The organism is Vibrio sp. H11, assembly GCF_004804295.1.
GTDB classification, from domain to species: Bacteria; Pseudomonadota; Gammaproteobacteria; order Enterobacterales; family Vibrionaceae; genus Vibrio; species Vibrio ostreae.
In genome coordinates, this window is the sequence record NZ_SSHN01000018.1 from 1 (window position 1) to 22,254 (window position 22,254).

The window sequence follows — 22,254 nt, forward strand, 5'->3', positions numbered from 1 at the left end:
GATTGCTCATTCAAATTGGTCACTCAGTTCATTGATACCTAAGTTGATTCTTTAGAATCATCTTCGATTATCATCAACGAGTGCCCACACAGATTGATAGGTTTATATTGTTAAAGAGCGTTGCTTATTGAGGTCTTCCTCTCAAAGCGGACGGCCATTTTAGCGAGTTAAGTTTTAGTGTCAACCACTTTTTTTCAAAACTTTTTCATCAATTTTGATGATGCTTGGTAACCGTCTAAACCCGGAAGCGCTTCTTGCGAACTGTTCCCGTGTCAGTGAGGCGGCATTATAGGGAGCAACCAGAATTTGGCAATAGTTTTTTTGCCATTTTTTATTACTTTCTTGCCGTTCGTATAAAAAGACGTCAATAAGCCGCAAATCTACCCGTTTGGTTTACATGTTTTTAAACTTTTTCGCGAATTGAGTCACTTTTTCCCAATTGGTGTACTCGACTTCTTTACTGGTATCCGTTTCGCCACCGGTCATCGTCATTATCAGACGAATCATCATTTTATCGAACCAGCGGTAGCGAGGGTAATAGAGAGCACCGGCAAACACCCCAATCACATCGGGCTGCCAAGGGGACTTCTTAAGGAAGGTCTGAACATAGACACTACCTTGCGGGGTATCTTTACCCTGGTCTTCTTTACGGGCGGTCAGATTAACACAGAAGAAAGCGGCATCAGCGCGTTGTAATGGTGTCAGATTGCGTTCGATGAACTGATACAGTTCCTTATTAAAACGGCCATAACGAATTGAGGCTCCGATCAGCACTTTGTCGTACGCGGCCCAGTCCACTTCCCCGGTTGTGTGCAGGTCTGCAATCTCGCATTCTATTGGTGCAAGCTGAGTAGCAATTCGCTCGATGATTTTTTTCGTCTGCCCTTCACGGCTGGAATAAAGCAACAGTGCTTTCACGATTCTATCCTTAGCTGCGCCAGAAAGTCGGCGTCAGCAGTATCAATAAGGTAAATATTTCTAAGCGGCCGAATAGCATCGACACAATCAGGATCCACTTGGCGGTATCGTTCACATTGGCAAAGTGGACTGAGACTTCTCCCAGCCCAGGCCCTAGGTTATTCAGTGTGGCCGCCACCGCAGCAAAAGCGCTCAGTTCATCCATACCGGTTGCTATCAAAGCCAGCATACACACCACAAACACCAGCGCGTAAGCCGAGAAGAACCCCCACACCGCATCGACAACCCGTTGTGGCAGTGCACTGTCTCCGATTTTAATATGATAGATGGCGCGCGGATGGACCAGACGTTTCATTTCCCGGGCCCCTTGCAGAGTAAGCAGAAAAACCCGGATGACCTTCATCCCCCCACCGGTCGAACCGGCACAACCACCGATAAAAGAGGAAAACAGTAACAGGACTGGTAAGAACAGCGGCCAATCAGCAAAGCCTGTGGTGGTAAATCCGGCGGTCGTTGATATCGACACGGTCTGAAACAGTGCCTGATCAAAAGCGTCGTACAGAGAGTCCGTTGAGTGATGTTTCAACAGCATGAGGAAACAAACCGCAAACAGGATAAACTGAATCACAATAAAGGCGCGGAATTCGGGATCGCGCCAATAATACTTAGGATGCACCCCGCCGGTTGAAAATGCCGCATAGTGCAGAGTGAAGTTACAGGCAGAAATAAGCAGGAACACCACAGTGATCATGTTGATGGCGTAACTGTCGAAGTAACCGATGCTGGCGTCATGGGTAGAGAAGCCACCGATAGCGATGGTAGAGAAGCTATGACAAATGGCGTCAAACAGCGTCATCCCGGCCAGCCAGAATGAACCCGCACAGGCAATGGTTAGGCTGAGATAAATGTACCACAGCGCTTTGGCCGTTTCGGCAATGCGTGGCGTCACCTTATTATCTTTCACCGGGCCGGGAATCTCAGCCCGGTAAAGCTGCATACCACCGATGCCAAGTACCGGCAGAATAGCCACCGCCAAGACAATGATCCCCATTCCGCCGAACCATTGCAGAAACTGGCGATAGAACAGAATGGCTTTGGGCAGACTGTCGAGTCCGACGATCACTGTCGCACCGGTGGTAGTCAAAGCAGAAAACGATTCAAAGAAGGCGTCCGTGACCGAAACATTGGGCGTATCAGCCAGCAGGAAAGGCAGTGAACCGGCACTGCCGATAACGGTCCAGAACAGAACCACGATCAGAAAGCCGTCACGGGATTTTAATTCATGCCGATAGCGCCGGTTAGGCCACCAGAATAGGCCTCCGCACAGCAGCAGCACAAAAAATGTCGAGACAAAAGGCACCCCGGCACCATCACGATAGATCAACGCCACCAGCGCCGGCGCCAGCATGGAGACACTAAACAGAGCGAGCAGCAGCCCGACGATTCGAATTATTGAACGAAATTGCATTAACAGACTTACGAAGCAGCGCTTCTGACTTCCTATTCGTTATCCATACGAGTAACAAGAATTTTAGCCCCACTCTTGTTAATAAGGCTTTGGGTGAACGCATCTACGTTGAGGAATTCCAGCTCCACCACCAATTGAACACTTTCATTATATTGTGACTGCACTTCGACCGCCTCGAACTGACTCATCACTGACTGCGCCAGAGCCACTAATCCGTAGTCTAACGTCAGGCGTAACTTTGTGGTGATTTTTTTCTCAATTGTTTGAAGCAACTTAAGTGCCTGTTGCACTCCACCGCCATAGGCTTTGACCAAGCCACCGGTACCAAGGCGAATACCACCATAATAGCGCGTCACCACCGCCGTCAATTCACCCACGCCGCAACCGGACAACTGGGCCAAAATAGGCTTCCCCGCGGTACCGGATGGTTCACCATCATCACTGAATCCCCACAACATGGAATCTTGTGGTCGTCCGGCCACGAAGGCCCAACAGTTATGACGGGCATCGCTATGCTGAGCTTTAATCTGTTCAACAAAGGTTTTAGCCGCCTCAATCCCCGGCGTATGCGCCAGATAGGTAATAAAGTGGCTTTTCTTGATTTCCTCTTCAGACTGCACCGGAGCGGCGGGAATGAAATAGGGCTGAACGTTCATAACTCTCACTCTGTGATGAAAAGGCCGGCCAGTGTAACACGAGCTCAGTAAAAATGACCTAGGATTGGTATGAGCGCACAATGTTAAACAGTTGTTTAAAAAATGTATTGAAATTAACCAATCCCGGGTTCACACTAAAATTACTGGTCTAACCAGAACAAAATAACAACTGAGTACCCAGAACACTCTCACACACAATCACCGATTGTATGTCACGGAGATAGACAATGATTTACCAAGCCAACACCCTACAGGTAAAGGAATTACAGGACGGTATTGCCGAGCTTACCTTCTGCGCGCCGCAATCCGTTAATAAACTTGACCTTGCTACCCTGCAATCGTTAGATGAAGCGTTAGATGTACTGCATGCCACCGCTGGTCTAAAAGGCCTAATTCTCAACTCGGACAAAGACGCTTTTATTGTCGGGGCCGACATCACCGAATTTCTCGGCCTGTTTGCCAAACCGGAAGCCGAGCTCGACCAGTGGCTGCAATTTGCCAACCGCATTTTCAATAAACTGGAAGATCTGCCCGTACCGACGCTGTCAGCCCTGACCGGCTTCACGCTCGGTGGTGGATGTGAGTGTGTACTTGCTACCGACTTTCGCATTGGTGACAAAACCACCAGCATCGGGCTACCAGAAACCAAACTGGGTATCATGCCCGGTTTTGGCGGCACAGTGCGCCTGCCGCGCTTGATCGGTGCCGACAGCGCGATGGAAATCATTACGCAGGGTAAAGCGTGCCGGGCAGAAGAGGCTCTCAAACTGGGTCTGCTGGATGCGATTGTCGACCGTGATCAGCTCATCAGCTCAGCTCTGGCTACCCTGACTCAGGCCATCCACGAGAAACTGGACTGGCAGGCTCGCCGGGCACAAAAGATGGCGCCACTCAGTTTAAGTAAAACCGAAGCCATGATGAGCTTTACCTGCGCCAAGGGCATGGTCGCTCAGGTTGCCGGCCCGCATTATCCGGCCCCGATGGCCGCCGTCACCAGCATAGAACAGGCAGCAGCTTGTCAGCGTGATGAAGCACTGGCGATTGAACGCCAGCATTTTATCCAGTTAGCCAAATCCCCGCAGGCTGCCGCGCTGGTCGGTATCTTCCTCAACGACCAGTACATTAAAGGCCTGGCTAAACAATCCGCCAAAGCGGCAACCCGACAGACCGAGCGCGCGGCGGTGCTGGGGGCCGGCATCATGGGTGGCGGCATCGCATATCAGTCGGCGACCAAAGGCGTACCGGTCGTGATGAAAGACATTGCCCAGCACTCACTGGATCTGGGTATGACCGAAGCGTCCAAGCTACTCAATAAACAGCTGGAACGCGGTAAGATTGACGGTTTCAAGATGGCCGAGATTCTGGCCTCCATCACCCCCAGCCTGCATTACGCCGGCATAGAACAGGCCGATGTCGTGGTCGAAGCTGTGGTGGAAAATCCTAAGGTCAAAGCCGCGGTTCTGAGCGAAGTGGAGCAGCAGGTCGACAATGCAACCATCATCACCTCCAATACCTCGACCATTCCAATTAACCTGCTGGCCAAATCGCTGCAGCGCCCGGAGAATTTCTGTGGCATGCATTTCTTTAACCCGGTCCATCGCATGCCACTGGTTGAGATCATTCGCGGCAAGCATACCTCAGATGACACCATCAACCGGGTCGTCGCATACGCCGCTAAAATGGGCAAATCCCCCATCGTGGTTAACGACTGCCCAGGGTTCTTCGTCAACCGGGTACTCTTCCCTTATTTTGCTGCTTTCAGCCTGCTGCTGCGTGACGGCGCCGACTTCACCCAAATTGATAAAGTGATGGAGCGCCAGTTTGGCTGGCCAATGGGCCCGGCTTACCTGCTGGACGTTGTGGGTATCGATACCGCTCATCATGCCCAGGCCGTGATGGCGGAAGGCTTCCCGCAACGCATGGGCAAAACCGGTCGTGATGCCATTGATGCGCTGTACGAAGCGGAAAAGTTTGGCCAGAAGAATGGCAGCGGCTTCTATCAATACAGCCTGGATAAAAAAGGCAAACCGAAAAAATCATTCTCGCTCGAGATCATGCCGTTGCTGGAAACCGTGTGCGGCGAACGCAGCGAACCCGCAGCACAGACCATCATTGAACGCATGATGATTCCGATGATCAACGAAGTGGTGCTGTGCCTGCAGGAAGGCATTGTCGCCTCAGCCGCAGAAGCGGATATGGCGCTGGTCTATGGCCTTGGTTTCCCGCCTTTCCGCGGCGGTGTATTCCGTTATCTGGACAGCCTGGGGCTGGACACCTATATCGCTATGGCGGAGCAGTACCAAGAGCTGGGTGCGCTGTATCAGGTGCCGCAATTGTTGCTGGACAAAGCAGCCCGTGCTGAGAGCTTTTATCCGGCTCCCTCTGCCCGTTCGTGATTACGTCGATTTGCACAAGGAATAACAGAATGAAAAATGTAGTGATTGTAGATTGCCTGCGCACACCGATGGGACGCTCCAAAGGCGGCGCCTTCCGCCACCAGCGCGCAGAAGATTTATCCGCCCACCTGATGAAAGGCCTGCTGGCACGTAACCCTTCGGTTAATGCACACGCTATCGAAGACATTTACTGGGGCTGTGTGCAACAGACACTGGAGCAGGGTTTTAATATTGCTCGTAATGCCGCTCTGCTGGCCGGGTTACCGATTGAAGTCGGCGCCGTCACGGTGAACCGTCTGTGTGGTTCTTCGATGCAGGCGCTGCACGATGCCAGCCGTGCGATCATGGTCGGCGATGCTGATATTTGCCTGGTCGGCGGCGTGGAGCACATGGGCCATGTACCGATGACTCATGGCGTTGATTTTCATCCCGGCTTATCGAAACAGGTCGCTAAAGCGGCCGGTATGATGGGCCTGACGGCAGAGATGCTGGGTAAACTGCACGGTATCAGCCGTGAGCAACAGGATGCCTTTGCTGCCCGCTCCCACCAGCGCGCGCACGCAGCCACACTGGAAGGTCGCTTTACCAATGAGATTCTGCCTACCGAAGGGCATGCACCAGATGGCACCCTATTCATGCTCGACAGTGATGAAGTGATTCGTGCGGAAACCACGACCGCCAGTCTGGCGGAGTTACGCCCGGTGTTTGACCCAGCCAATGGCACAGTCACGGCTGGCACTTCTTCGGCGTTATCAGATGGCGCCTCGGCGATGCTGATCATGAGTGAGGACAAAGCGATAGAGCTGGGACTGACTATCCGAGCCCGGGTCAAGTCAATGGCTGTCGCCGGCTGCGATCCATCCATCATGGGCTACGGCCCGGTACCGGCGACCAAAAAAGCGCTGCAGCGGGCCGGACTGACTATCGATGACATTGATTTAGTCGAGCTCAACGAAGCGTTTGCCGCCCAGGCTCTGCCATGCGCCAAAGATCTCGGCTTGCTGGATAAAATGGAGAGCAAGGTCAACCTCAATGGTGGCGCGATCGCTCTCGGCCATCCGCTGGGTTGCTCCGGTACCCGTATTTCAACCACACTGATTAATCTGATGGAAGCCAACCATGCCAAATATGGTCTGGCAACCATGTGTATCGGTCTTGGCCAGGGCATAGCCACCATTTTTGAACGCCCGTAGTCGCTACTGGTACTGAAATTGGAATACGTGCGCGGCCAAACCCGGTCGCGTGCTAGCTGGCATGATGATTCCAGTCCCGCTCGCCAAGAGCGGGACTGGGTTTTCTGGCCTGGCTTAGTGTGTCCTGACCTGGCTTAATACGCCTGAAGCCAGTCGCAGTAAAGCTGCTCACTACTGCCGAGGTAATCGACCATCCAGCCAATCAGTTTATGGTTGTCCTCTTTACGCCACACCAGACAGCACTGGCTGAGTGGCTTGTGATCCGTCAAATCACGCTCCACCAGCTCACCGCTGGCGAGCAGGCCCTGCGCCATATGTCGCGGCATATAGCCGACTCCAAGCCCGTTTTTAAGACATTCGATCGCACTGTGCCAGTTGGGCAGCAGCAAACGGCGCTGCTGCGGATAATGGCTGGTATGCCGTTTCGGCAACACACTGGACGTATCATCGAGGCAAATCGCAGCAAACTGACTGACAAAGGCCTCACTCAGCTCCGGCTCACGGGCACAAGGATGGTCTCTGGCAACGACAAAAGCCCAGTCAAGCACGCCCATATCACGCACTTCAAAGTCGCCCCCGACCGGCACAGCAGAAGTGGCGCCGATCACCACATCCGCCCGGCCCTGAGCGATCGCTTCCCAGGATCCATTAAACACTTCCATGTTGATTTGCAGCTCAGCAAATTCAAAGCGGCGATAAAACTCTTCGATCATAGCTTTAAGTGGATCCAACTTAACCACGTTATCCAGCGTGACCTTCAGTGTGGCCTGCCAGCCACGCGCCGCGCGCCGGGTTTGTGCCTTGACCTCTTCCATCTGACGCAGTAACAGCCGCGCCTCGGCCATAAACAGTTCCCCAGCCGGTGTCAGTTCCACCTTGCGGGGCAGGCGCCGAAACAAGACCACTCCCAGTTCGCTCTCGACCTGACGCACCCCGTAGCTGATCGCCGAGGGGACTTTATGCAGTTGCTCGGCGGCCGCAGTGAAGCTCCCCAGCCTGGCCACCGTATCGAGCATCTCCAGTGAAGACTTTGCAAACATCACGCCCTACCTTTCAAAAAATTTGACTGATAACTAATAAATTTCGCGTTTCATTTTATCTTAAAGCAAAAATAGAATGGCAGCTTCGATAAATCCTGCATAACAACTCAACAGACAGGATAAATTTCAGTTAATTTTTTTGATGGGAATAAGAATGAAAGTATCGTCATGGCAGCTGTTCTATCTGGCTGCACTTTCTATGCTCGGCTTCGTTGCCACTGACATGTATCTGCCCGCCTTTAAGCTGATGGAGCAGGACTTTGCCACCGGACCAGAACAGATTGCGCTGTCACTGACGGTCTTCCTGGTCGGCATGGCATCAGGTCAGCTGCTGTGGGGCCTGGCCAGCGATAAGTTTGGTCATCGTAATACCCTCATCAGCGGCCTGCTGCTGTTTGCTCTGGCGTCTGCCGGTCTGGCCTGGAGCGATCAGGTGTGGCAGCTGCTCAGCCTGCGCTTTATGCAGGCGATTGGTGTCTGTGCACCAGCGGTGATCTGGCAGGCCATGGTGATCCAGCGCTACCCGAGCAAAACCAGCCAACAAATCTTTGCCACCATTATGCCGCTGGTGGCGCTCTCTCCGGCGCTGGCCCCGCAGCTGGGTGTGGTGCTGACCGATCACTTTGGCTGGAACAGTATCTTTATTGTCCTGGCCTCGATAGGTCTGGTACTGGCGGTAAGTACGGGCTTACAAACCAACACCGCGCCCGAAGCAAAGACCACCTCAGTCGGGCAAGATATCAAAGCGCTACTGCGCAGCCGGACTTATACCGGTCACGTTTTGATGTTTGCCACCGCGTCCGCAGCGTTTTTTGCCTACCTGACCGGGATGCCGGAAATCATGGCCCAACTTGGCTATGATGCGCGCGATATCGGCCTGAGCTTTATTCCGCAAACCATCGCCTTTATGACCGGTGGCTATCTGGGTAAATGGTGTGTACGCCAATACGGTGATGAGCGGGTTCTGAAACAACTGCTGGCACTGTTTACTGTGGCCACGCTGCTAGTATTTATTGCTTCGCAGTGGCTACTGACCTCTATCTGGCCAATCTTGGCACCGTTCTGCCTGATTGCGGTCGCCAATGGCGCTCTGTACCCGATTGTGGTCAACCGCGCCCTGGCAAGTGCCAAACAGAGCCCGGCAACGGCAGCAGGACTGCAAAACAGCCTGCAGATTTGTGTCTCCAGCCTGGCCAGTGCTCTGGTGGCTGCGCTGGCCAGCCAGGCCCAACTGGTTACTGGCGTAGCTATTCTGGTCTGTATGCTCGGTCTGTGGAGCGGCTACTGGCTGGCTAACCGCGCCAAGCATGATGAGTTCACAGCGGCGGACCATGCCCGTGTCGCCGAAGAGAAGTAATCGTCTTTAACTCTCTGCTGATGGCGACCACAAAAAAGCCTGCATTATCATGCAGGCTTTTTTATATCAATCAGCGATGAATTATTTTTTCTTCACCGGACGCTGCCAGCCAGAAATTTTCTTCTCTTTAGCGCGAGTAATCACTAACTCACCAGCGGCCACATCACGGGTTAATGTGGTGCCCGCGCCAATTGTCGCTCCGTCGGCAATCACGACCGGTGCCACCAGCTGGCTGTCAGAGCCGACAAATACATCATTCCCGATCAGGGTTTTGTGCTTGTTAGCACCGTCGTAGTTACAAGTAATAGTACCGGCACCAATATTGGTGCGCTGGCCAATTTCCGCATCGCCCAGGTAGGTCAGATGGTTGGCTTTTGATCCCTGACCCAGACGGGCATTTTTCATTTCAACGAAATTACCAACATGAGCATCGTTGTGCATTTCCGCGCCCGGACGCAGACGGGCGAACGGGCCAACGGTACAGTCTTCACCGACCGTGGCACCTTCAATCACGCTGTATGGGCGAATCACAGTGTTATCGTCGATTTCACAATCTTTCAGAATCGCACCGGCACCAATCACAACGTTGTTGCCGATCGACACATTACCTTCGATGATCACATTCACGTCGATTTCGACGTCGCGCCCGCACTGGATAGTACCACGCAGATCAAAACGGGCCGGGTCACGCAGCATCACGCCCTGCTCCAGCAATGCCTGAGCCTGAGCGGACTGGAAAGCACGCTCAAGACGCGCCAGTTGAATGCGATCATTAACCCCTTCCACTTCCGTTGCGCTGGCGGCGTGCACCGCCTCAATGATACGGCCATCCGCGTGCGCCGCCGCGATCACGTCAGTCAGGTAGTATTCACCCTGAGCATTATTGTTGTTAAGGCCAGACAGCCAACGTTTGAGATCGCGGCCGGTTGCCACCATCACACCGGTATTAATTTCGCGGATCAGCTTCTGCTCTTCAGAGGCATCTTTCTGCTCCACAATGGCCACCACCTGACCGTCCCGGCGCACAATACGTCCATAACCGGTCGGGTTGTCCAGCTCAACCGTCAGCAGACCAATCCCACCTTCCGGCTGGGCATCGAGCAGACGCTCCAGGGTCTGTGGCGAAATCAGCGGCACGTCACCGTACAACACCAGGATTTTTTCATCATCGGCAAACTGAGCCGATGCCTGATCAACCGCATGACCGGTCCCCAGCTGCTGGGCCTGCAAAACCCAGTTGACCGACTCCTGAGCCAGTGTCTGCTGCATTTTGTCGCCGCCATGGCCGTACACCAGATGAATATTCTGGGTTCCCAGTGAATGACACGTATCAATCACATGTTTCACCATTGGCTTACCGGCCAGAGTATGCAGCACTTTCGGCAGCTCCGAGTGCATGCGTGTTCCCTTACCAGCGGCAAGGATCACTGCGCTAAATTTCATGTTGTACCTGTCTGACGTTTTAATAAAAAGAACTGACCGCATTTTAGCGGCTTACTATAGGCGTGTTAAATGATTGGGTTAAATTTCTGATAAAAAATAAGCAAAAAGGCGACCCTGAGGCCGCCTTTTGTCATCACATCGCTAAAGATTAACGACGTTTTTTCGTCAACTCGATCACTCGAAGCTGAGCAATGGCTTTAGCCAGTTCACTGGCCGCTTGTGCGAAGTTCATATCGCCGTGCTGATTCTGGATATTCTCCTCAGCGCGACGCTTAGCTTCTGCTGCCTTCGCTGCGTCTAGGTCTTCACCACGAATTGCAGTATCAGCCAGCACAGTCGCTGTGCCAGGCTGAACTTCAACAATACCACCAGAAACATAAATAATTTCTTCGTGGCCGTGCTGTTTCACAATACGCACCATACCAGGCTTAATAGCGGTCAGCAGCGGTGTGTGGCCATGGAAAATACCTAGCTCACCTTCGCTACCGGTCACCTGAAATGTTTCCACTAGGCCAGAGAAGATTTTCTTCTCAGCACTGACTACATCCAGATGAAAGGTTATTGCTGCCATATCGCCTCCTAGTTAGCCTTATAGCTTCTTCGCATTCTCTAGAGCTTCGTCGATTGCACCGCAGTACATGAACGCTTGCTCTGGAACGTCGTCGTAGTCACCAGCTAACAGGCCTTTAAAGCCACGCAGAGTTTCTTTCAGTGGTACGTAGGTACCCGGGTCGCCTGTGAAGACTTCCGCTACGTGGTAAGGCTGAGTCAGGAAACGCTCAATCTTACGTGCACGAGATACCACGCGCTTGTCTTCTTCAGACAGCTCGTCCATACCCAGAATCGCAATGATGTCTTTCAGCTCTTTGTAGCGCTGCAGAGTCTGCTGAACGCCACGCGCAATGTCGTAGTGCTCCTGACCAACAACCAGTGGATCCAGCTGACGTGAAGTCGAATCCAGTGGGTCGATCGCAGGGTACAGACCCATAGATGCGATGTTACGGTTAAGTACAACGGTTGCATCCAAGTGCGCGAAAGTCGTCGCTGGTGACGGGTCGGTCAAGTCATCCGCAGGTACGTATACCGCCTGTACAGACGTGATAGAACCTTGCTTGGTTGACGTGATACGCTCCTGCAGAACACCCATCTCTTCAGCAAGTGTTGGCTGGTAACCTACCGCTGATGGCATACGACCCAGCAGAGCCGATACTTCAGTACCCGCAAGGGTATAACGGTAAATGTTATCGATGAACAGCAGTACGTCACGACCTTCGTCACGGAAGCGCTCAGCCATAGTCAGACCAGTCAGAGCAACACGCAGACGGTTACCCGGTGGCTCGTTCATCTGGCCGTAAACCATTGCTACTTTTGATTCTTCCGGCTTCTCGATGTTTACAACACCCGCTTCCTGCATCTCGAAGTAGAAGTCGTTACCCTCACGAGTACGCTCACCTACACCGGCAAATACAGACAGACCTGAGTGTTGCAGTGCGATGTTGTTGATAAGTTCCATCATGTTAACGGTCTTACCTACACCAGCACCACCAAACAGACCGATCTTACCACCTTTAGCAAATGGACAGATCAGGTCGATAACTTTAACCCCTGTTTCCAGGAGTGCAGTCTCGTTTGATTGCTCTTCGTAGCTTGGTGCTGCACGGTGGATTGAGTAAGACTCTTCCGCACCGATCTCACCACGCTCATCAATCGCATCACCCAGAACGTTCATGATACGACCTAGGGTTTTAGTACCTACTGGTACTGAAATTGGAGCACCGGTATTTACTACTTCTACTCCACGACGTAAACCATCAGAGCTACCCATTACGATACAACGAACTACGCCACCGCCTAGCTGTTGCTGAACTTCAAGAACCAGACGTTCTTTGGAGTCCGTTACGTTTAGAGCGTCGTATACCTGAGGTACATCGCTCTGCGGGAACTCTACGTCGACTACCGCACCGATGATCTGTACGATCTTACCTGTAGCCATCGTTAATCCTCTAAACTGTTTGTTTTACCTAAGCTTAAACCGCTGCCGCACCACTTACGATTTCCGACAGTTCCTGTGTAATCGCCGCCTGACGGGCTTTGTTGTACACCAGTTCCAGTTCGTCAATCAGGTTGCTCGCGTTGTCCGTCGCAGCTTTCATCGCAATCATTCGAGCCGCTTGCTCACAAGCAAGGTTCTCAACCACACCCTGATAAACCTGAGACTCTACGTAGCGCAGCAGTAGCGCATCCAGCAGAGGTTTTGGTTCAGGCTCGTAGATGTAGTCCCATGAATGCTCACGCTTGACTTCTTCGCTTTCCGATTTAGGCAAAGGTAGTAATTGATCGATCTTTGGTTGTTGTACCATGGTGTTTACAAATTCGTTGAACACCACGTACAGACGATCCAATTCGCCGTTATCATATTTCTTCAGCATCACACCGACCGAGCCGATCAGATCTTCCAGTACCGGGGTATCCCCCAGACCAGACACCTGAGCCGCTACGCGCGCGCCGCTGTTTTTGAAGAAAGCGGTTGCTTTTGAACCGACAATCGCCAGTTCAACTTCAACACCTTTCTCCTGCCAGGTTTGCATATCTGTGATGGCTTTCTTGAACAAGTTAACGTTCAAACCACCACACAAACCACGGTCTGTAGAAACAATGATGTAACCAACACGTTTCGCTTCACGCTCTTCCAGATACGGATGACGGTATTCCAGATTTGCATGAGCGACATGACCGATCACTTTACGCATAGTTGTTGCGTATGGACGGGAAGCTTCCATCGCTTCTTGCGAGCGACGCATTTTTGAAGCTGCCACCATTTCCATCGCTTTCGTAATTTTCTGAGTGCTTTTTACACTACCGATTTTATTACGTATCTCTTTTGCGCCGGCCATCGTTACTCTCCATTAGTTGGTGGCAAAGAATGCCACCGACCTATTACCAAGTTTGGGTTGCTACGAAATCATCAACCAGCTTCTTCAGCTGAGCTTCGATTTCATCGTTATATGCACCCGTCTGGTCGATTTGCGCTGCAAGTTCAGCGTATTGCGCGCGAGCAAACGATAGTAGGGCTGCCTCGAAATCCAGAACTTTTGACAGTTCTACATCATTCAGGTAACCACGCTCAGCTGCGTAGATAGTCAGAGCCTGATCAAAAACAGACATTGGAGCGTACTGTTTCTGTTTCATCAGTTCAGTTACTTTCTGACCATGGTTCAGCTGACGTTTAGTCGCATCGTCAAGATCCGATGAGAACTGTGCGAATGCCGCCAGCTCACGGTATGCAGCCAGAGCGGTACGGATACCACCAGACAGCTTCTTAACGATTTTCGTTTGCGCCGCACCACCTACACGCGAAACTGAAATACCTGGGTCAACCGCCGGGCGAACACCCGCGTTGAACAGTTCAGTTTGCAGGAAGATCTGACCATCGGTGATAGAGATAACGTTGGTCGGTACGAATGCAGATACGTCACCAGCTTGAGTTTCGATGATAGGCAGAGCAGTCAAAGAACCGGTCTTACCTTTCACTTCACCGTTAGTGAAACGTTCTACGTACTCAGCACTGACACGAGCAGCACGCTCTAGCAGACGTGAGTGGAGGTAGAATACGTCACCAGGGAAAGCTTCACGGCCCGGTGGACGACGTAGCAGTAGAGAGATCTGACGGTAAGCTACCGCTTGTTTAGATAGATCATCATAAACAATCAGTGCGTCTTCGCCGCGATCGCGGAAGTATTCACCCATTGCACAACCCGCGTAAGGCGCCAGGTATTGCAGTGCAGCAGATTCAGAAGCAGACGCGACAACCACGATAGTGTTTTGCAGTGCGCCGTGCTCTTCCAGTTTACGTACCACGTTGGCGATAGTCGATGCTTTCTGACCGATCGCTACGTAGATAGAGTAAATACCTGAATTTTTTTGGTTGATGATCGCATCGATCGCCATCGCTGTTTTACCAGTCTGGCGGTCACCGATAACCAGCTCACGCTGACCACGGCCGATTGGAATCATCGAGTCCACTGATTTGTAACCAGTTTGAACTGGCTGGTCAACAGATTGACGGTCGATTACACCAGGTGCAATCACTTCTACTGGAGAAGTCAGTTTCGCATCAATCGGACCTTTACCGTCGATTGGTTCACCCAGAGTGTTAACCACACGACCCAGCAGTTCAGGACCTACCGGTACTTCAAGAATACGACCAGTACCAGTTACTTTATCGCCTTCCTTCAGGTTGGCGTACGGGCCCATTACTACCGCACCTACCGAGTCACGCTCAAGGTTAAGTGCTAGTGCGAAAAGGCCACCCGGTAATTCAATCATTTCACCCTGCATCACGTCCGCTAGGCCGTGAATTCGGATAATACCATCGCTTACCGAAACGATAGTACCTTCGTTGCGAGCTTCACTAACAACGTTGAAAGATTCAATACGCTGTTTAATTAGATCGCTAATTTCCGTGGAATTAAGTTGCATGCTCCAATCCCCATCAAGACTGCATGGCATCGCCCAGGCGTTTTAAACGACCACGCGCTGAGTTATCGATGACCAGGTCTCCGGCTCGAATTACAACCCCACCAAGTAGGGTCTCATCTACACTGCAATTCAGCTGAACTTTGCGTTCAAGACGCTGCTCAAGTTTGCTGCTAATGTCTGCTTTTTGTTGCTCAGTAAGCTCAGTCGCTGAAATCACTTCAACGTTGATCTCTTTCTCATATTCCTGTTTCAGGATATGGAATTGAGCGCAAACATCCGGAAGGGCCTGTAAACGGCCGTTCTCTGCCATCACCCGTAACAGGTTCTGGCCATGTGCATCAAACTGTTCACCACAAATTGCGACAAAGATTTCTGCCAGTTTATCGGCAGAGGTAGAGCTGGTTAACAGCTCTTTAATCTGGTCGTTATTCGCGACTTCAGCAGCGAAACCCAGCATCTCACCCCATTGGGCCAGTTGCTGTTTGTCCGCCGCAAATTCAAATGCTGCTTTAGCATAGGGGCGTGCAATTGTAGTCATATCAGACATTCGGCGCCCCCAGACTTAAAGTTTTGCAGTAATGTTGTCGAGAATGTCTTTGTGCGCATCTTTATCGATAGAACGCTCAAGGATCTTCTCAGCACCAGCAATCGCCAGAGTTGCAACTTGTTTGCGCAGCTCATCGCGGGCGCGGTTACGTTCAGCTTCGATTTCGGCGTCAGCTTGAGCAAGGATTTTCTGGCGTTCTGCCTGAGCTTCCTCGCGTGCTTCTTCCAAAATCATGGCTTTACGTTTATTCGCTGCCTCAATGACCTCAGTTGCTGTGCGCTTCGCTTCTTTCATTTGATCAGAAGCGTTGGCTTGTGCTAGGTCCAAATCTTTCTTTGCACGCTCAGCAGCTTGCAAACCGTCAGCAATTTTCTTCTGACGCTCTTCAATTGCGTTCATGATTGGCGGCCACACATACTTCATGCAGAACCACACAAACAGTGCGAATGAAATTGCTTGACCTAGCAGAGTTGCGTTCATATTCACAACAGCTACCCCTCTATATGGACTTAGTGTTAATCAATGACAAACCACGTGACGCGGTTTGTCTCTGGCAAAAAGTGATTAACCTAGTTGACCAACAAATGGGTTCGCAAAAGTGAATAGCAGTGCGATTACGATACCGATCATTGGAACCGCATCCAGCAGACCTGCAATGATGAACATTTTAACTTGCAGCATAGGAGCCATTTCTGGTTGACGTGCAGCGCCTTCCAGGAATTTACCGCCCAGAAGTGCGAAACCAATCGCAGTACCAAGAGAAGCAAGACCGACGATGATACCTACGGCGATTGCAGAAAAGCTCAGTAAAGTTTCCATTACTATCTCCAATTATTGTTGTTGGCTTATGAGCCCAAATAAAAGCTAAATATTTTTATTAATGATCACTGTCTTCGTGTGCCATTGACAGATATACGATTGTCAACATCATGAACACGAAAGACTGAATCAGAATTACCAGAATATGGAAAATAGCCCACGGTAGTGAACCCATCCATTGTAGCCACCATGGTAGCATTGCTGCGATAAGAATGAATACAACCTCACCCGCGAACATGTTACCGAATAGACGCATACCTAGTGACAGTGGTTTAGCAAGCAGCGATACCACTTCAATAAGCAGGTTAAACGGAATCATAACTGGGTGATTGAATGGATGTAACGCCAATTCTTTCGCAAACCCTCCCAGGCCTTTTACTTTGATGCTGTAGTAAATCATCAGAGCAAATACGCCCAGGGCCATAGCCATGGTGATGTTCACATCAGCAGAAGGAACCACCTTAAGATAAGGGATACCTAGCCAATGTTCTGCTGGATAAGGTAAGAAATCAATTGGCACTAAGTCCATGATATTCATTAGCAATACCCAACAAAAGATAGTCAGTGCCAGCGGTGCTATTAGCGGATTGCGTCCATGGAAGGTGTCTTTGACGTTGGTATCGACAAATTCAACCACTATTTCAACAAAACACTGTAGCTTGCCTGGTACACCTACTGTTGCTTTCTTCGCCACAGAACGGAACACACACAGGAAGATCAGTCCGGTAAACAAAGAAAAAAACAGGCTATCGATATGTACGTTCCAGAAACTTGTTTCCTCCGCGACCATACCTAGCTTGTATAACGATAGGTTGGAAAGGTGGTGTTCAATGTATCCGGACGATGTTAGCGCTTCACCTGGCGCAGCCATAACTCATCCTATTTTTTGTTGTTAATGAAAAGCACTGGTGCAAAGATATTAATACCCAGAACCAGCAAATAGGTTAGTTTTAGGGGAACAAGTTCCACCTGCATATACATGTAGGCTGCAGAGAACAGTGCGATAGTGATGAGGATTTTGAGTGCTTCACCCGTGTAGAAAGAGGCCGTGATGCGTTTTGCAGCCCGAGCTCCACTAAACATAAAAGCACACAGCGCAAACACTGCATTGGCGATGACAAATATGCCCCCGCCAATTAGCGCTGAAATTCCCCATTCAGCATTTACGGCAATCGCCATCCCTGCTGCCACAACTATAGCCGCGCCAAACTGGATCATTAACAATCGCTTTGCAAGCTCTCGTCCTGGCCTAGCTAACGCAGCTACCATGTATTCGTACCTCTAGTAATATCCAACGCTTTTTTATTAAGGGCCGGAAATTGGCGAAAATTATACGGTGACGGCAACTGATTGCAATTACAACGCTGCAAAAAGTTACAATTTTGTTCACACATCGACATATTTCGCTTAAGAAAACTTATTTTGCACAATTGATTTAAATCAATTATCTCACTTAGCCCTGTAGCTTGGCAATCAATTGCTCGAATTTATGAGGTTCATCAAGATTTATCGTTATCTTCGACTTACCATTCTTCGAGCGGCTAATTGACACTTTCGCGCCGAGTTTTTCACTTAGATTTTGTGACATTTGTTGTATTTCTTCGTCTTCCACGACATTTTTTGCATCAGAAGTCTCAGAAAGGCACTTTTTCACCAGTTGTTCTGTCTGGCGTACGGTGAGTTGCTTTTTAGCGACCCGCTCTGCCACTTCGGCCTGCTGTTCACCTTCCAGCATCAACAGCGCACGGGCATGACCCATTTCCAGCTGCTTGGTTTCAACCAGGCGCTTCACGCTGTCGTCGAGCTGGTTGAGACGCAGCAGGTTACTCACGGTCGCGCGCGACTTACCGATCACATCCGCCACCTGCTGGTGGGTCAGTTTGAATTCGTCCTGCAGTCGCTCCAGCGCCTGGGCTTCTTCGATCACATTCAGATCTTCACGTTGGATGTTTTCGATCAGGGCCATCGCGATCGCGGCACGATCCTCGACCGCTTTGATCAAACACGGCACCTGTTTCAACCCGGCCTGACGTGCGGCGCGCCAGCGACGTTCGCCGGCAATAATTTCATACCCGCCCATGGTCAGCGGACGCACAACAATCGGCTGGATAATACCCTGGGACTGAATCGAAGCCGCCAGTTCTTCCAGCGCTTCTGCTGACATATCTTTACGGGGTTGGTAAATGCCCGGTTTGAGGCTGGTGATCGCGAGATCAGTCAACTGACCGTCGCTGGACAGGGCCTGACTGTGCGTGGCCAGCTGTTGTTTTTCACGCGCTACAGAGCTGGTTGACAAAAGTGCATCCAGCCCTTTTCCTAAACCACGTTTAGACATGTAAACGAATCCTTTAGTTGGAGTTATGCAGGTACTTCTTCACGACGCAGCATCTCGCCAGCTAACGCTAAATACGCTTTGGCTCCGGCAGAATACTTGTCGTAGTACATGGCAGGCTTGCCATGACTAGGCGCCTCGGCGAGGCGTACATTACGAGGGATAACGGTGCGGTACACTTTGTTGCCAAAGTGCTTTTTCAACTGATCAGAGACTTCATTCGCGAGGCGGTTACGAGGATCATACATGGTCCTGAGCAGACCTTCGATCTTAAGATTCTCGTTCACCACTGCCGCCAGCTTACTGATCGTATCCATCAAAGCCGTTAAACCTTCCAGGGCAAAGTACTCACATTGCATCGGTACCAGTACCGAATCGGCCGCAGCCATCGCATTGATTGTAAGAAGGTTTAAAGCCGGTGGACAATCGATAAAGATGAAATCATAGTTATCACGAACTGACGCGATAGCATTCTTGAGACGAACTTCACGGGCAAACACTTCCATCAGTTTGATTTCCGCGGCGGTCACATCACCATTAGCGGCAATCAAATCATAATGTCCCGTGGTTGTGCGGCACACCACTTCTTCAAATGGCGCATCTTCAACCAACAACTCGTACGCGGTTGCATCAACCTGGTATTTGTCGATGCCGCTCGCCATGGTGGCGTTACCCTGCGGGTCAAGATCGATCACCAGCACTTTACGCTTGGTGGCCGCCATTGACGCTGCCAAATTAATACAAGTTGTTGTTTTTCCTACGCCACCTTTCTGGTTGGCGATCGCTACGATTTTACCCACGGTAATGCCTCGCTGTTATCCCTTGCGAGATAAGATTACAAGATGACGCTCACCTTCCAACTCAGGAACTTTCAAAGCTTTGATGTCGGTCACAGAACACCATTCAGGTAACTGAGCGAGTTCGTCTTGGGGCAGCAGGCCTTTCAATGCCAGAAATACGCCGCTGTCTGCACAAGGCAGGTGATGACACCACTCTACCATATCTGTGATAGAAGCAAACGCACGACTTAGCACACCGTCAAATCCGCCTTGTGGATCGAACTCTTCCACCCGGCTCTGCACCGCAGTGACGTTGCAGATTTTCAGCTCGTGAATCACCTGTTTGATAAAGCGAATCCGCTTACCCAGGCTATCGAGCAGGACAAACGATTTGTCCGGATTCATGATCGCCAGCGGAATCCCCGGCAGGCCAGGGCCGGTGCCGACATCGATAAAGCGCTCGCCGCTCAGATGCGGGCTGACCACCATGCTGTCGAGGATATGCTTGACCAGCATCTCCAGCGGCTCACGCACTGAAGTCAGATTGTAGGCTTTATTCCATTTGTTGAGCATTTCGACGTAGCCGACCAGCTGTTGACGCTGTTGCTCAGAAACCTCCAGGGTCGTCTGAGCAATCAGCGCATCCAGTTTGATGCGCAATGGGTTCATCAGGCGGCTTCCCCTTTCTTCAACAGGCCATGTTTTTTCAGATGCACCAGCAGAATCGAGATCGCGGCCGGAGTAACACCGGAAATGCGTGATGCAATACCGATGCTTTCCGGTTTAGCGTTGTTCAGTTTCAACACCACTTCATTCGACAGGCCTTTAACGTCCTGGTAATCCAGATCCACCGGCAGCTTGGTGTGCTCATGGCGCAGCGATTTTTCAATCTCTTCCTGCTGACGCTGGATGTAACCTTCGTATTTAACCTGAATTTCCACCTGTTCCGCCGCTTCGCGATCCTCCAGGGCCGGCGCAAACGCTGGCAGAGAAGTGACCAGTTCGTAGGTCATCTCCGGACGACGCAGCAGATCTTCACCGCTCGCTTCGCGCGACATCGGGGTTTTCAGCAGCGCGTTGAGTGCTTCAACACCGTCCGATTTCGGATTCATCCAGGTCTCTTTCAGTCGCTGGCGCTCGGTTTCCATATTGTCGATTTTATGGTTAAAGCGAGCCCAGCGCTCATCACTGACCAGACCCAGTTCACGGGCTTTTTCGGTCAGGCGCAGGTCGGCATTGTCTTCGCGCAGCAGCAGACGGTACTCAGCACGTGAGGTAAACATACGGTACGGTTCCTGAGTGCCCATGGTGGACAGATCATCAATCAACACGCCCATGTATGCCTGGTCACGACGAGGGCTCCAGCCCTCTTTGTCCTGGCTGTACAAGCTAGCGTTAAGACCGGCCATCAGCCCCTGTGCCGCGGCTTCTTCATAGCCTGTGGTGCCGTTGATTTGACCGGCAAAGAACAGGCCTTGGATAAATTTGGTTTCATAGGTCTGTTTCAGGTCACGCGGATCGAAGAAATCGTATTCAATCGCATAGCCCGGACGCACGATATGGGCGTTTTCAAACCCTTTCATCGAACGAACAATCTGCAGCTGCACATCAAATGGCAGGCTGGTGGAAATACCGTTCGGATACAGTTCTGTTGATGTCAGGCCTTCCGGCTCAATGAAGATCTGATGGCTGTTCTTATCCGCAAAACGCATCACCTTGTCTTCAATCGACGGACAGTAACGCGGGCCAATCCCTTCAATCACACCGGCATACATCGGGCTGCGATCCAGGTTGGCACGGATCACATCATGAGTTTTCTCATTGGTATGAGTGATGTAACACGGAATTTGATGCGGATGTTGTTCACGGTTACCCATGAAAGAAAACACCGGCGTCGGATTATCACCGTGCTGCGTTTCCAGCACAGAAAAATCCACGCTGTTGGCATCGATACGTGGGGGGGTTCCGGTTTTGAGACGATCAACCCGGAACGGCAGTTCACGCAGGCGCTGAGCCAGAGCGATCGATGGAGGATCCCCGGCACGGCCACCAGAAAAGTTTTCCATCCCGATGTGGATCTTACCACCCAGGAAAGTTCCTACAGTCAGCACCACGGCTTTGGCGTGGAATTTAAGACCCATTTGAGTCACCACACCACGCACTTGATCGTTTTCGACGATCAAATCATCGGCGGCTTGCTGGAACAACGTCAGATTGGGCGTATTTTCCAGCGCGTTGCGTACGTACGCTTTGTATAACGCACGGTCAGCCTGAGCGCGGGTGGCACGTACTGCCGGCCCTTTAGACGCATTCAGGGTGCGAAATTGAATACCTGCGTGATCGATAGCTTGTGCCATCAGACCACCCATTGCATCCACTTCTTTAACTAAGTGGCCTTTACCAATACCACCAATGGCCGGGTTACAGGACATCTGGCCCAGGGTATCGATATTGTGCGTGAGAAGTAATGTGCGTTGGCCTGTACGAGCGGCTGCGAGTGCGGCTTCCGTTCCTGCATGACCGCCACCAACCACAATGACGTCAAATGTTTCGTGATAAAGCATGAACGACCTCAGGTATTCAATGAGACTACGGGAAAAATAAAAGGAGGCGTATTCTACCTTCTTTCCACTGGCTAGAAAATCGCTTTTGTGCTTTTTTACGCAAAGGACTTTCAAGTAAATAATATATAAAGATCTATATAGAGATCTTTTATTGGATCTATTATTAGGATCGACGATCTCTGTGGATAACCAGGAAATGATCAACAAGATCATGGATCTTTTCTGGATCGCAACTTGTGATCATCAACTGATCAGTACGAGGA

Annotated in this window: 21 protein-coding genes; 3 read left to right on the forward strand and 18 right to left on the reverse strand. The window is 51.1% G+C overall.

Translation table 11 applies throughout. The annotated features are described in order from the left end of the window. Positions 1-393: 393 nt before the first annotated feature. From hemG to E6C74_RS19445, 3 genes are read right to left on the reverse strand one after another with little or no spacing between them, the layout of a single operon-like run. Positions 394-918 (reverse strand): menaquinone-dependent protoporphyrinogen IX dehydrogenase, encoded by a 525-nt coding sequence (gene hemG, locus E6C74_RS19435; RefSeq protein ID WP_136487703.1) that lies wholly within the window; start codon positions 916-918, stop codon positions 394-396. A gap of 10 nt (positions 919-928) precedes the next feature. After that, positions 929-2,386: a TrkH family potassium uptake protein gene (locus E6C74_RS19440; protein WP_136487704.1), complete on the reverse strand. Its 1,458-nt coding sequence runs from the start codon at positions 2,384-2,386 to the stop codon at positions 929-931. A gap of 32 nt (positions 2,387-2,418) precedes the next feature. Next, on the reverse strand, positions 2,419-3,042 hold the full coding sequence (locus tag E6C74_RS19445) for a YigZ family protein (protein WP_136487705.1): 624 nt from the start codon (positions 3,040-3,042) through the stop codon (positions 2,419-2,421). Positions 3,043-3,269: 227 nt separating this feature from the next. Between E6C74_RS19445 and fadB the strand changes: the two genes are divergently transcribed. Then, positions 3,270-5,438: a fatty acid oxidation complex subunit alpha FadB gene (fadB, locus tag E6C74_RS19450; RefSeq protein ID WP_136487706.1), complete on the forward strand. Its 2,169-nt coding sequence runs from the start codon at positions 3,270-3,272 to the stop codon at positions 5,436-5,438. A gap of 29 nt (positions 5,439-5,467) precedes the next feature. Then, entirely contained in the window at positions 5,468-6,631 is a 1,164-nt protein-coding gene (gene fadA, locus E6C74_RS19455; protein ID WP_136487707.1) for an acetyl-CoA C-acyltransferase FadA, read from the forward strand. 134 nt (positions 6,632-6,765) lie between these two features. Here fadA and punR read toward each other — a convergent pair whose 3' ends face one another. After that, positions 6,766-7,671 (reverse strand): DNA-binding transcriptional activator PunR, encoded by a 906-nt coding sequence (punR, locus tag E6C74_RS19460; RefSeq protein WP_136487708.1) that lies wholly within the window; start codon positions 7,669-7,671, stop codon positions 6,766-6,768. A 154-nt stretch (positions 7,672-7,825) separates the two neighbouring features. Here punR and punC point away from each other — a divergent pair, with 154 nt between their 5' ends. Then, a complete protein-coding gene (gene punC, locus E6C74_RS19465; RefSeq protein ID WP_136487709.1) occupies positions 7,826-9,028 on the forward strand; it encodes a purine nucleoside transporter PunC in 1,203 nt (400 codons plus the stop codon). An 81-nt stretch (positions 9,029-9,109) separates the two neighbouring features. Here the strand turns inward: punC and glmU are convergent, their stop codons facing one another. The 14 genes from glmU to mnmG form a co-directional block, all read right to left on the reverse strand. Then, on the reverse strand, positions 9,110-10,471 hold the full coding sequence (gene glmU, locus E6C74_RS19470; RefSeq protein ID WP_136487710.1) for a bifunctional UDP-N-acetylglucosamine diphosphorylase/glucosamine-1-phosphate N-acetyltransferase GlmU: 1,362 nt from the start codon (positions 10,469-10,471) through the stop codon (positions 9,110-9,112). Positions 10,472-10,619: 148 nt separating this feature from the next. Beyond that, complete coding sequence (locus E6C74_RS19475) at positions 10,620-11,042, reverse strand: F0F1 ATP synthase subunit epsilon (RefSeq protein ID WP_136487711.1); 423 nt, start codon at positions 11,040-11,042, stop codon at positions 10,620-10,622. Positions 11,043-11,060: 18 nt separating this feature from the next. Next, entirely contained in the window at positions 11,061-12,464 is a 1,404-nt protein-coding gene (gene atpD / locus E6C74_RS19480) for a F0F1 ATP synthase subunit beta (protein ID WP_136487712.1), read from the reverse strand. 34 nt (positions 12,465-12,498) lie between these two features. Continuing rightward, a complete protein-coding gene (gene atpG, locus E6C74_RS19485) occupies positions 12,499-13,365 on the reverse strand; it encodes a F0F1 ATP synthase subunit gamma (RefSeq protein WP_136487713.1) in 867 nt (288 codons plus the stop codon). 43 nt (positions 13,366-13,408) lie between these two features. Then, a complete protein-coding gene (gene atpA, locus E6C74_RS19490) occupies positions 13,409-14,950 on the reverse strand; it encodes a F0F1 ATP synthase subunit alpha (protein WP_136487714.1) in 1,542 nt (513 codons plus the stop codon). 13 nt (positions 14,951-14,963) lie between these two features. Continuing rightward, the gene (gene atpH / locus E6C74_RS19495; protein ID WP_136487715.1) at positions 14,964-15,497 is read right to left on the reverse strand and encodes a F0F1 ATP synthase subunit delta; all 534 of its coding nucleotides are present in this window, start codon (positions 15,495-15,497) and stop codon (positions 14,964-14,966) included. 15 nt (positions 15,498-15,512) lie between these two features. Continuing rightward, a complete protein-coding gene (gene atpF, locus E6C74_RS19500; protein WP_136487716.1) occupies positions 15,513-15,983 on the reverse strand; it encodes a F0F1 ATP synthase subunit B in 471 nt (156 codons plus the stop codon). Between the two features lie 78 nt (positions 15,984-16,061). After that, entirely contained in the window at positions 16,062-16,316 is a 255-nt protein-coding gene (gene atpE, locus E6C74_RS19505) for a F0F1 ATP synthase subunit C (RefSeq protein WP_002540812.1), read from the reverse strand. Between the two features lie 58 nt (positions 16,317-16,374). Further along, complete coding sequence (gene atpB, locus E6C74_RS19510) at positions 16,375-17,187, reverse strand: F0F1 ATP synthase subunit A (RefSeq protein WP_136487717.1); 813 nt, start codon at positions 17,185-17,187, stop codon at positions 16,375-16,377. Positions 17,188-17,195: 8 nt separating this feature from the next. Next, on the reverse strand, positions 17,196-17,585 hold the full coding sequence (locus E6C74_RS19515; RefSeq protein ID WP_136487718.1) for a F0F1 ATP synthase subunit I: 390 nt from the start codon (positions 17,583-17,585) through the stop codon (positions 17,196-17,198). Positions 17,586-17,769: 184 nt separating this feature from the next. Further along, positions 17,770-18,651: a ParB/RepB/Spo0J family partition protein gene (locus E6C74_RS19520; RefSeq protein WP_136487719.1), complete on the reverse strand. Its 882-nt coding sequence runs from the start codon at positions 18,649-18,651 to the stop codon at positions 17,770-17,772. A 23-nt stretch (positions 18,652-18,674) separates the two neighbouring features. Further along, positions 18,675-19,448 (reverse strand): ParA family protein, encoded by a 774-nt coding sequence (locus E6C74_RS19525; RefSeq protein ID WP_136487720.1) that lies wholly within the window; start codon positions 19,446-19,448, stop codon positions 18,675-18,677. Positions 19,449-19,463: 15 nt separating this feature from the next. Continuing rightward, entirely contained in the window at positions 19,464-20,096 is a 633-nt protein-coding gene (gene rsmG / locus E6C74_RS19530; protein ID WP_136487721.1) for a 16S rRNA (guanine(527)-N(7))-methyltransferase RsmG, read from the reverse strand. After that, the gene (gene mnmG, locus E6C74_RS19535) at positions 20,096-21,991 is read right to left on the reverse strand and encodes a tRNA uridine-5-carboxymethylaminomethyl(34) synthesis enzyme MnmG (protein ID WP_136487722.1); all 1,896 of its coding nucleotides are present in this window, start codon (positions 21,989-21,991) and stop codon (positions 20,096-20,098) included. Before mnmG ends, rsmG begins: the two co-directional genes overlap by 1 nt. Positions 21,992-22,254 lie beyond the last annotated feature (263 nt).

Bases quoted from the DNA above. Each gene is read 5' to 3' on its own strand.
- atpA (WP_136487714.1), bottom strand. From the start codon at position 14,950: ATGCAACTTAATTCCACGGAAATTAGCGATCTAATTAAACAGCGTATT.
- rsmG (WP_136487721.1), bottom strand. From the start codon at position 20,096: ATGAACCCATTGCGCATCAAACTGGATGCGCTGATTGCTCAGACGACC.
- atpH (WP_136487715.1), bottom strand. From the start codon at position 15,497: ATGTCTGATATGACTACAATTGCACGCCCCTATGCTAAAGCAGCATTT.
- atpD (WP_136487712.1), bottom strand. From the start codon at position 12,464: ATGGCTACAGGTAAGATCGTACAGATCATCGGTGCGGTAGTCGACGTA.
- punR (WP_136487708.1), bottom strand. From the start codon at position 7,671: ATGTTTGCAAAGTCTTCACTGGAGATGCTCGATACGGTGGCCAGGCTG.
- E6C74_RS19445 (WP_136487705.1), bottom strand. From the start codon at position 3,042: ATGAACGTTCAGCCCTATTTCATTCCCGCCGCTCCGGTGCAGTCTGAA.
- fadA (WP_136487707.1), top strand. From the start codon at position 5,468: ATGAAAAATGTAGTGATTGTAGATTGCCTGCGCACACCGATGGGACGC.
- E6C74_RS19520 (WP_136487719.1), bottom strand. From the start codon at position 18,651: ATGTCTAAACGTGGTTTAGGAAAAGGGCTGGATGCACTTTTGTCAACC.
- fadB (WP_136487706.1), top strand. From the start codon at position 3,270: ATGATTTACCAAGCCAACACCCTACAGGTAAAGGAATTACAGGACGGT.
- atpG (WP_136487713.1), bottom strand. From the start codon at position 13,365: ATGGCCGGCGCAAAAGAGATACGTAATAAAATCGGTAGTGTAAAAAGC.
- punC (WP_136487709.1), top strand. From the start codon at position 7,826: ATGAAAGTATCGTCATGGCAGCTGTTCTATCTGGCTGCACTTTCTATG.
- atpB (WP_136487717.1), bottom strand. From the start codon at position 17,187: ATGGCTGCGCCAGGTGAAGCGCTAACATCGTCCGGATACATTGAACAC.
- E6C74_RS19515 (WP_136487718.1), bottom strand. From the start codon at position 17,585: ATGGTAGCTGCGTTAGCTAGGCCAGGACGAGAGCTTGCAAAGCGATTG.
- atpE (WP_002540812.1), bottom strand. From the start codon at position 16,316: ATGGAAACTTTACTGAGCTTTTCTGCAATCGCCGTAGGTATCATCGTC.
- mnmG (WP_136487722.1), bottom strand. From the start codon at position 21,991: ATGCTTTATCACGAAACATTTGACGTCATTGTGGTTGGTGGCGGTCAT.
- glmU (WP_136487710.1), bottom strand. From the start codon at position 10,471: ATGAAATTTAGCGCAGTGATCCTTGCCGCTGGTAAGGGAACACGCATG.
- E6C74_RS19475 (WP_136487711.1), bottom strand. From the start codon at position 11,042: ATGGCAGCAATAACCTTTCATCTGGATGTAGTCAGTGCTGAGAAGAAA.
- E6C74_RS19440 (WP_136487704.1), bottom strand. From the start codon at position 2,386: ATGCAATTTCGTTCAATAATTCGAATCGTCGGGCTGCTGCTCGCTCTG.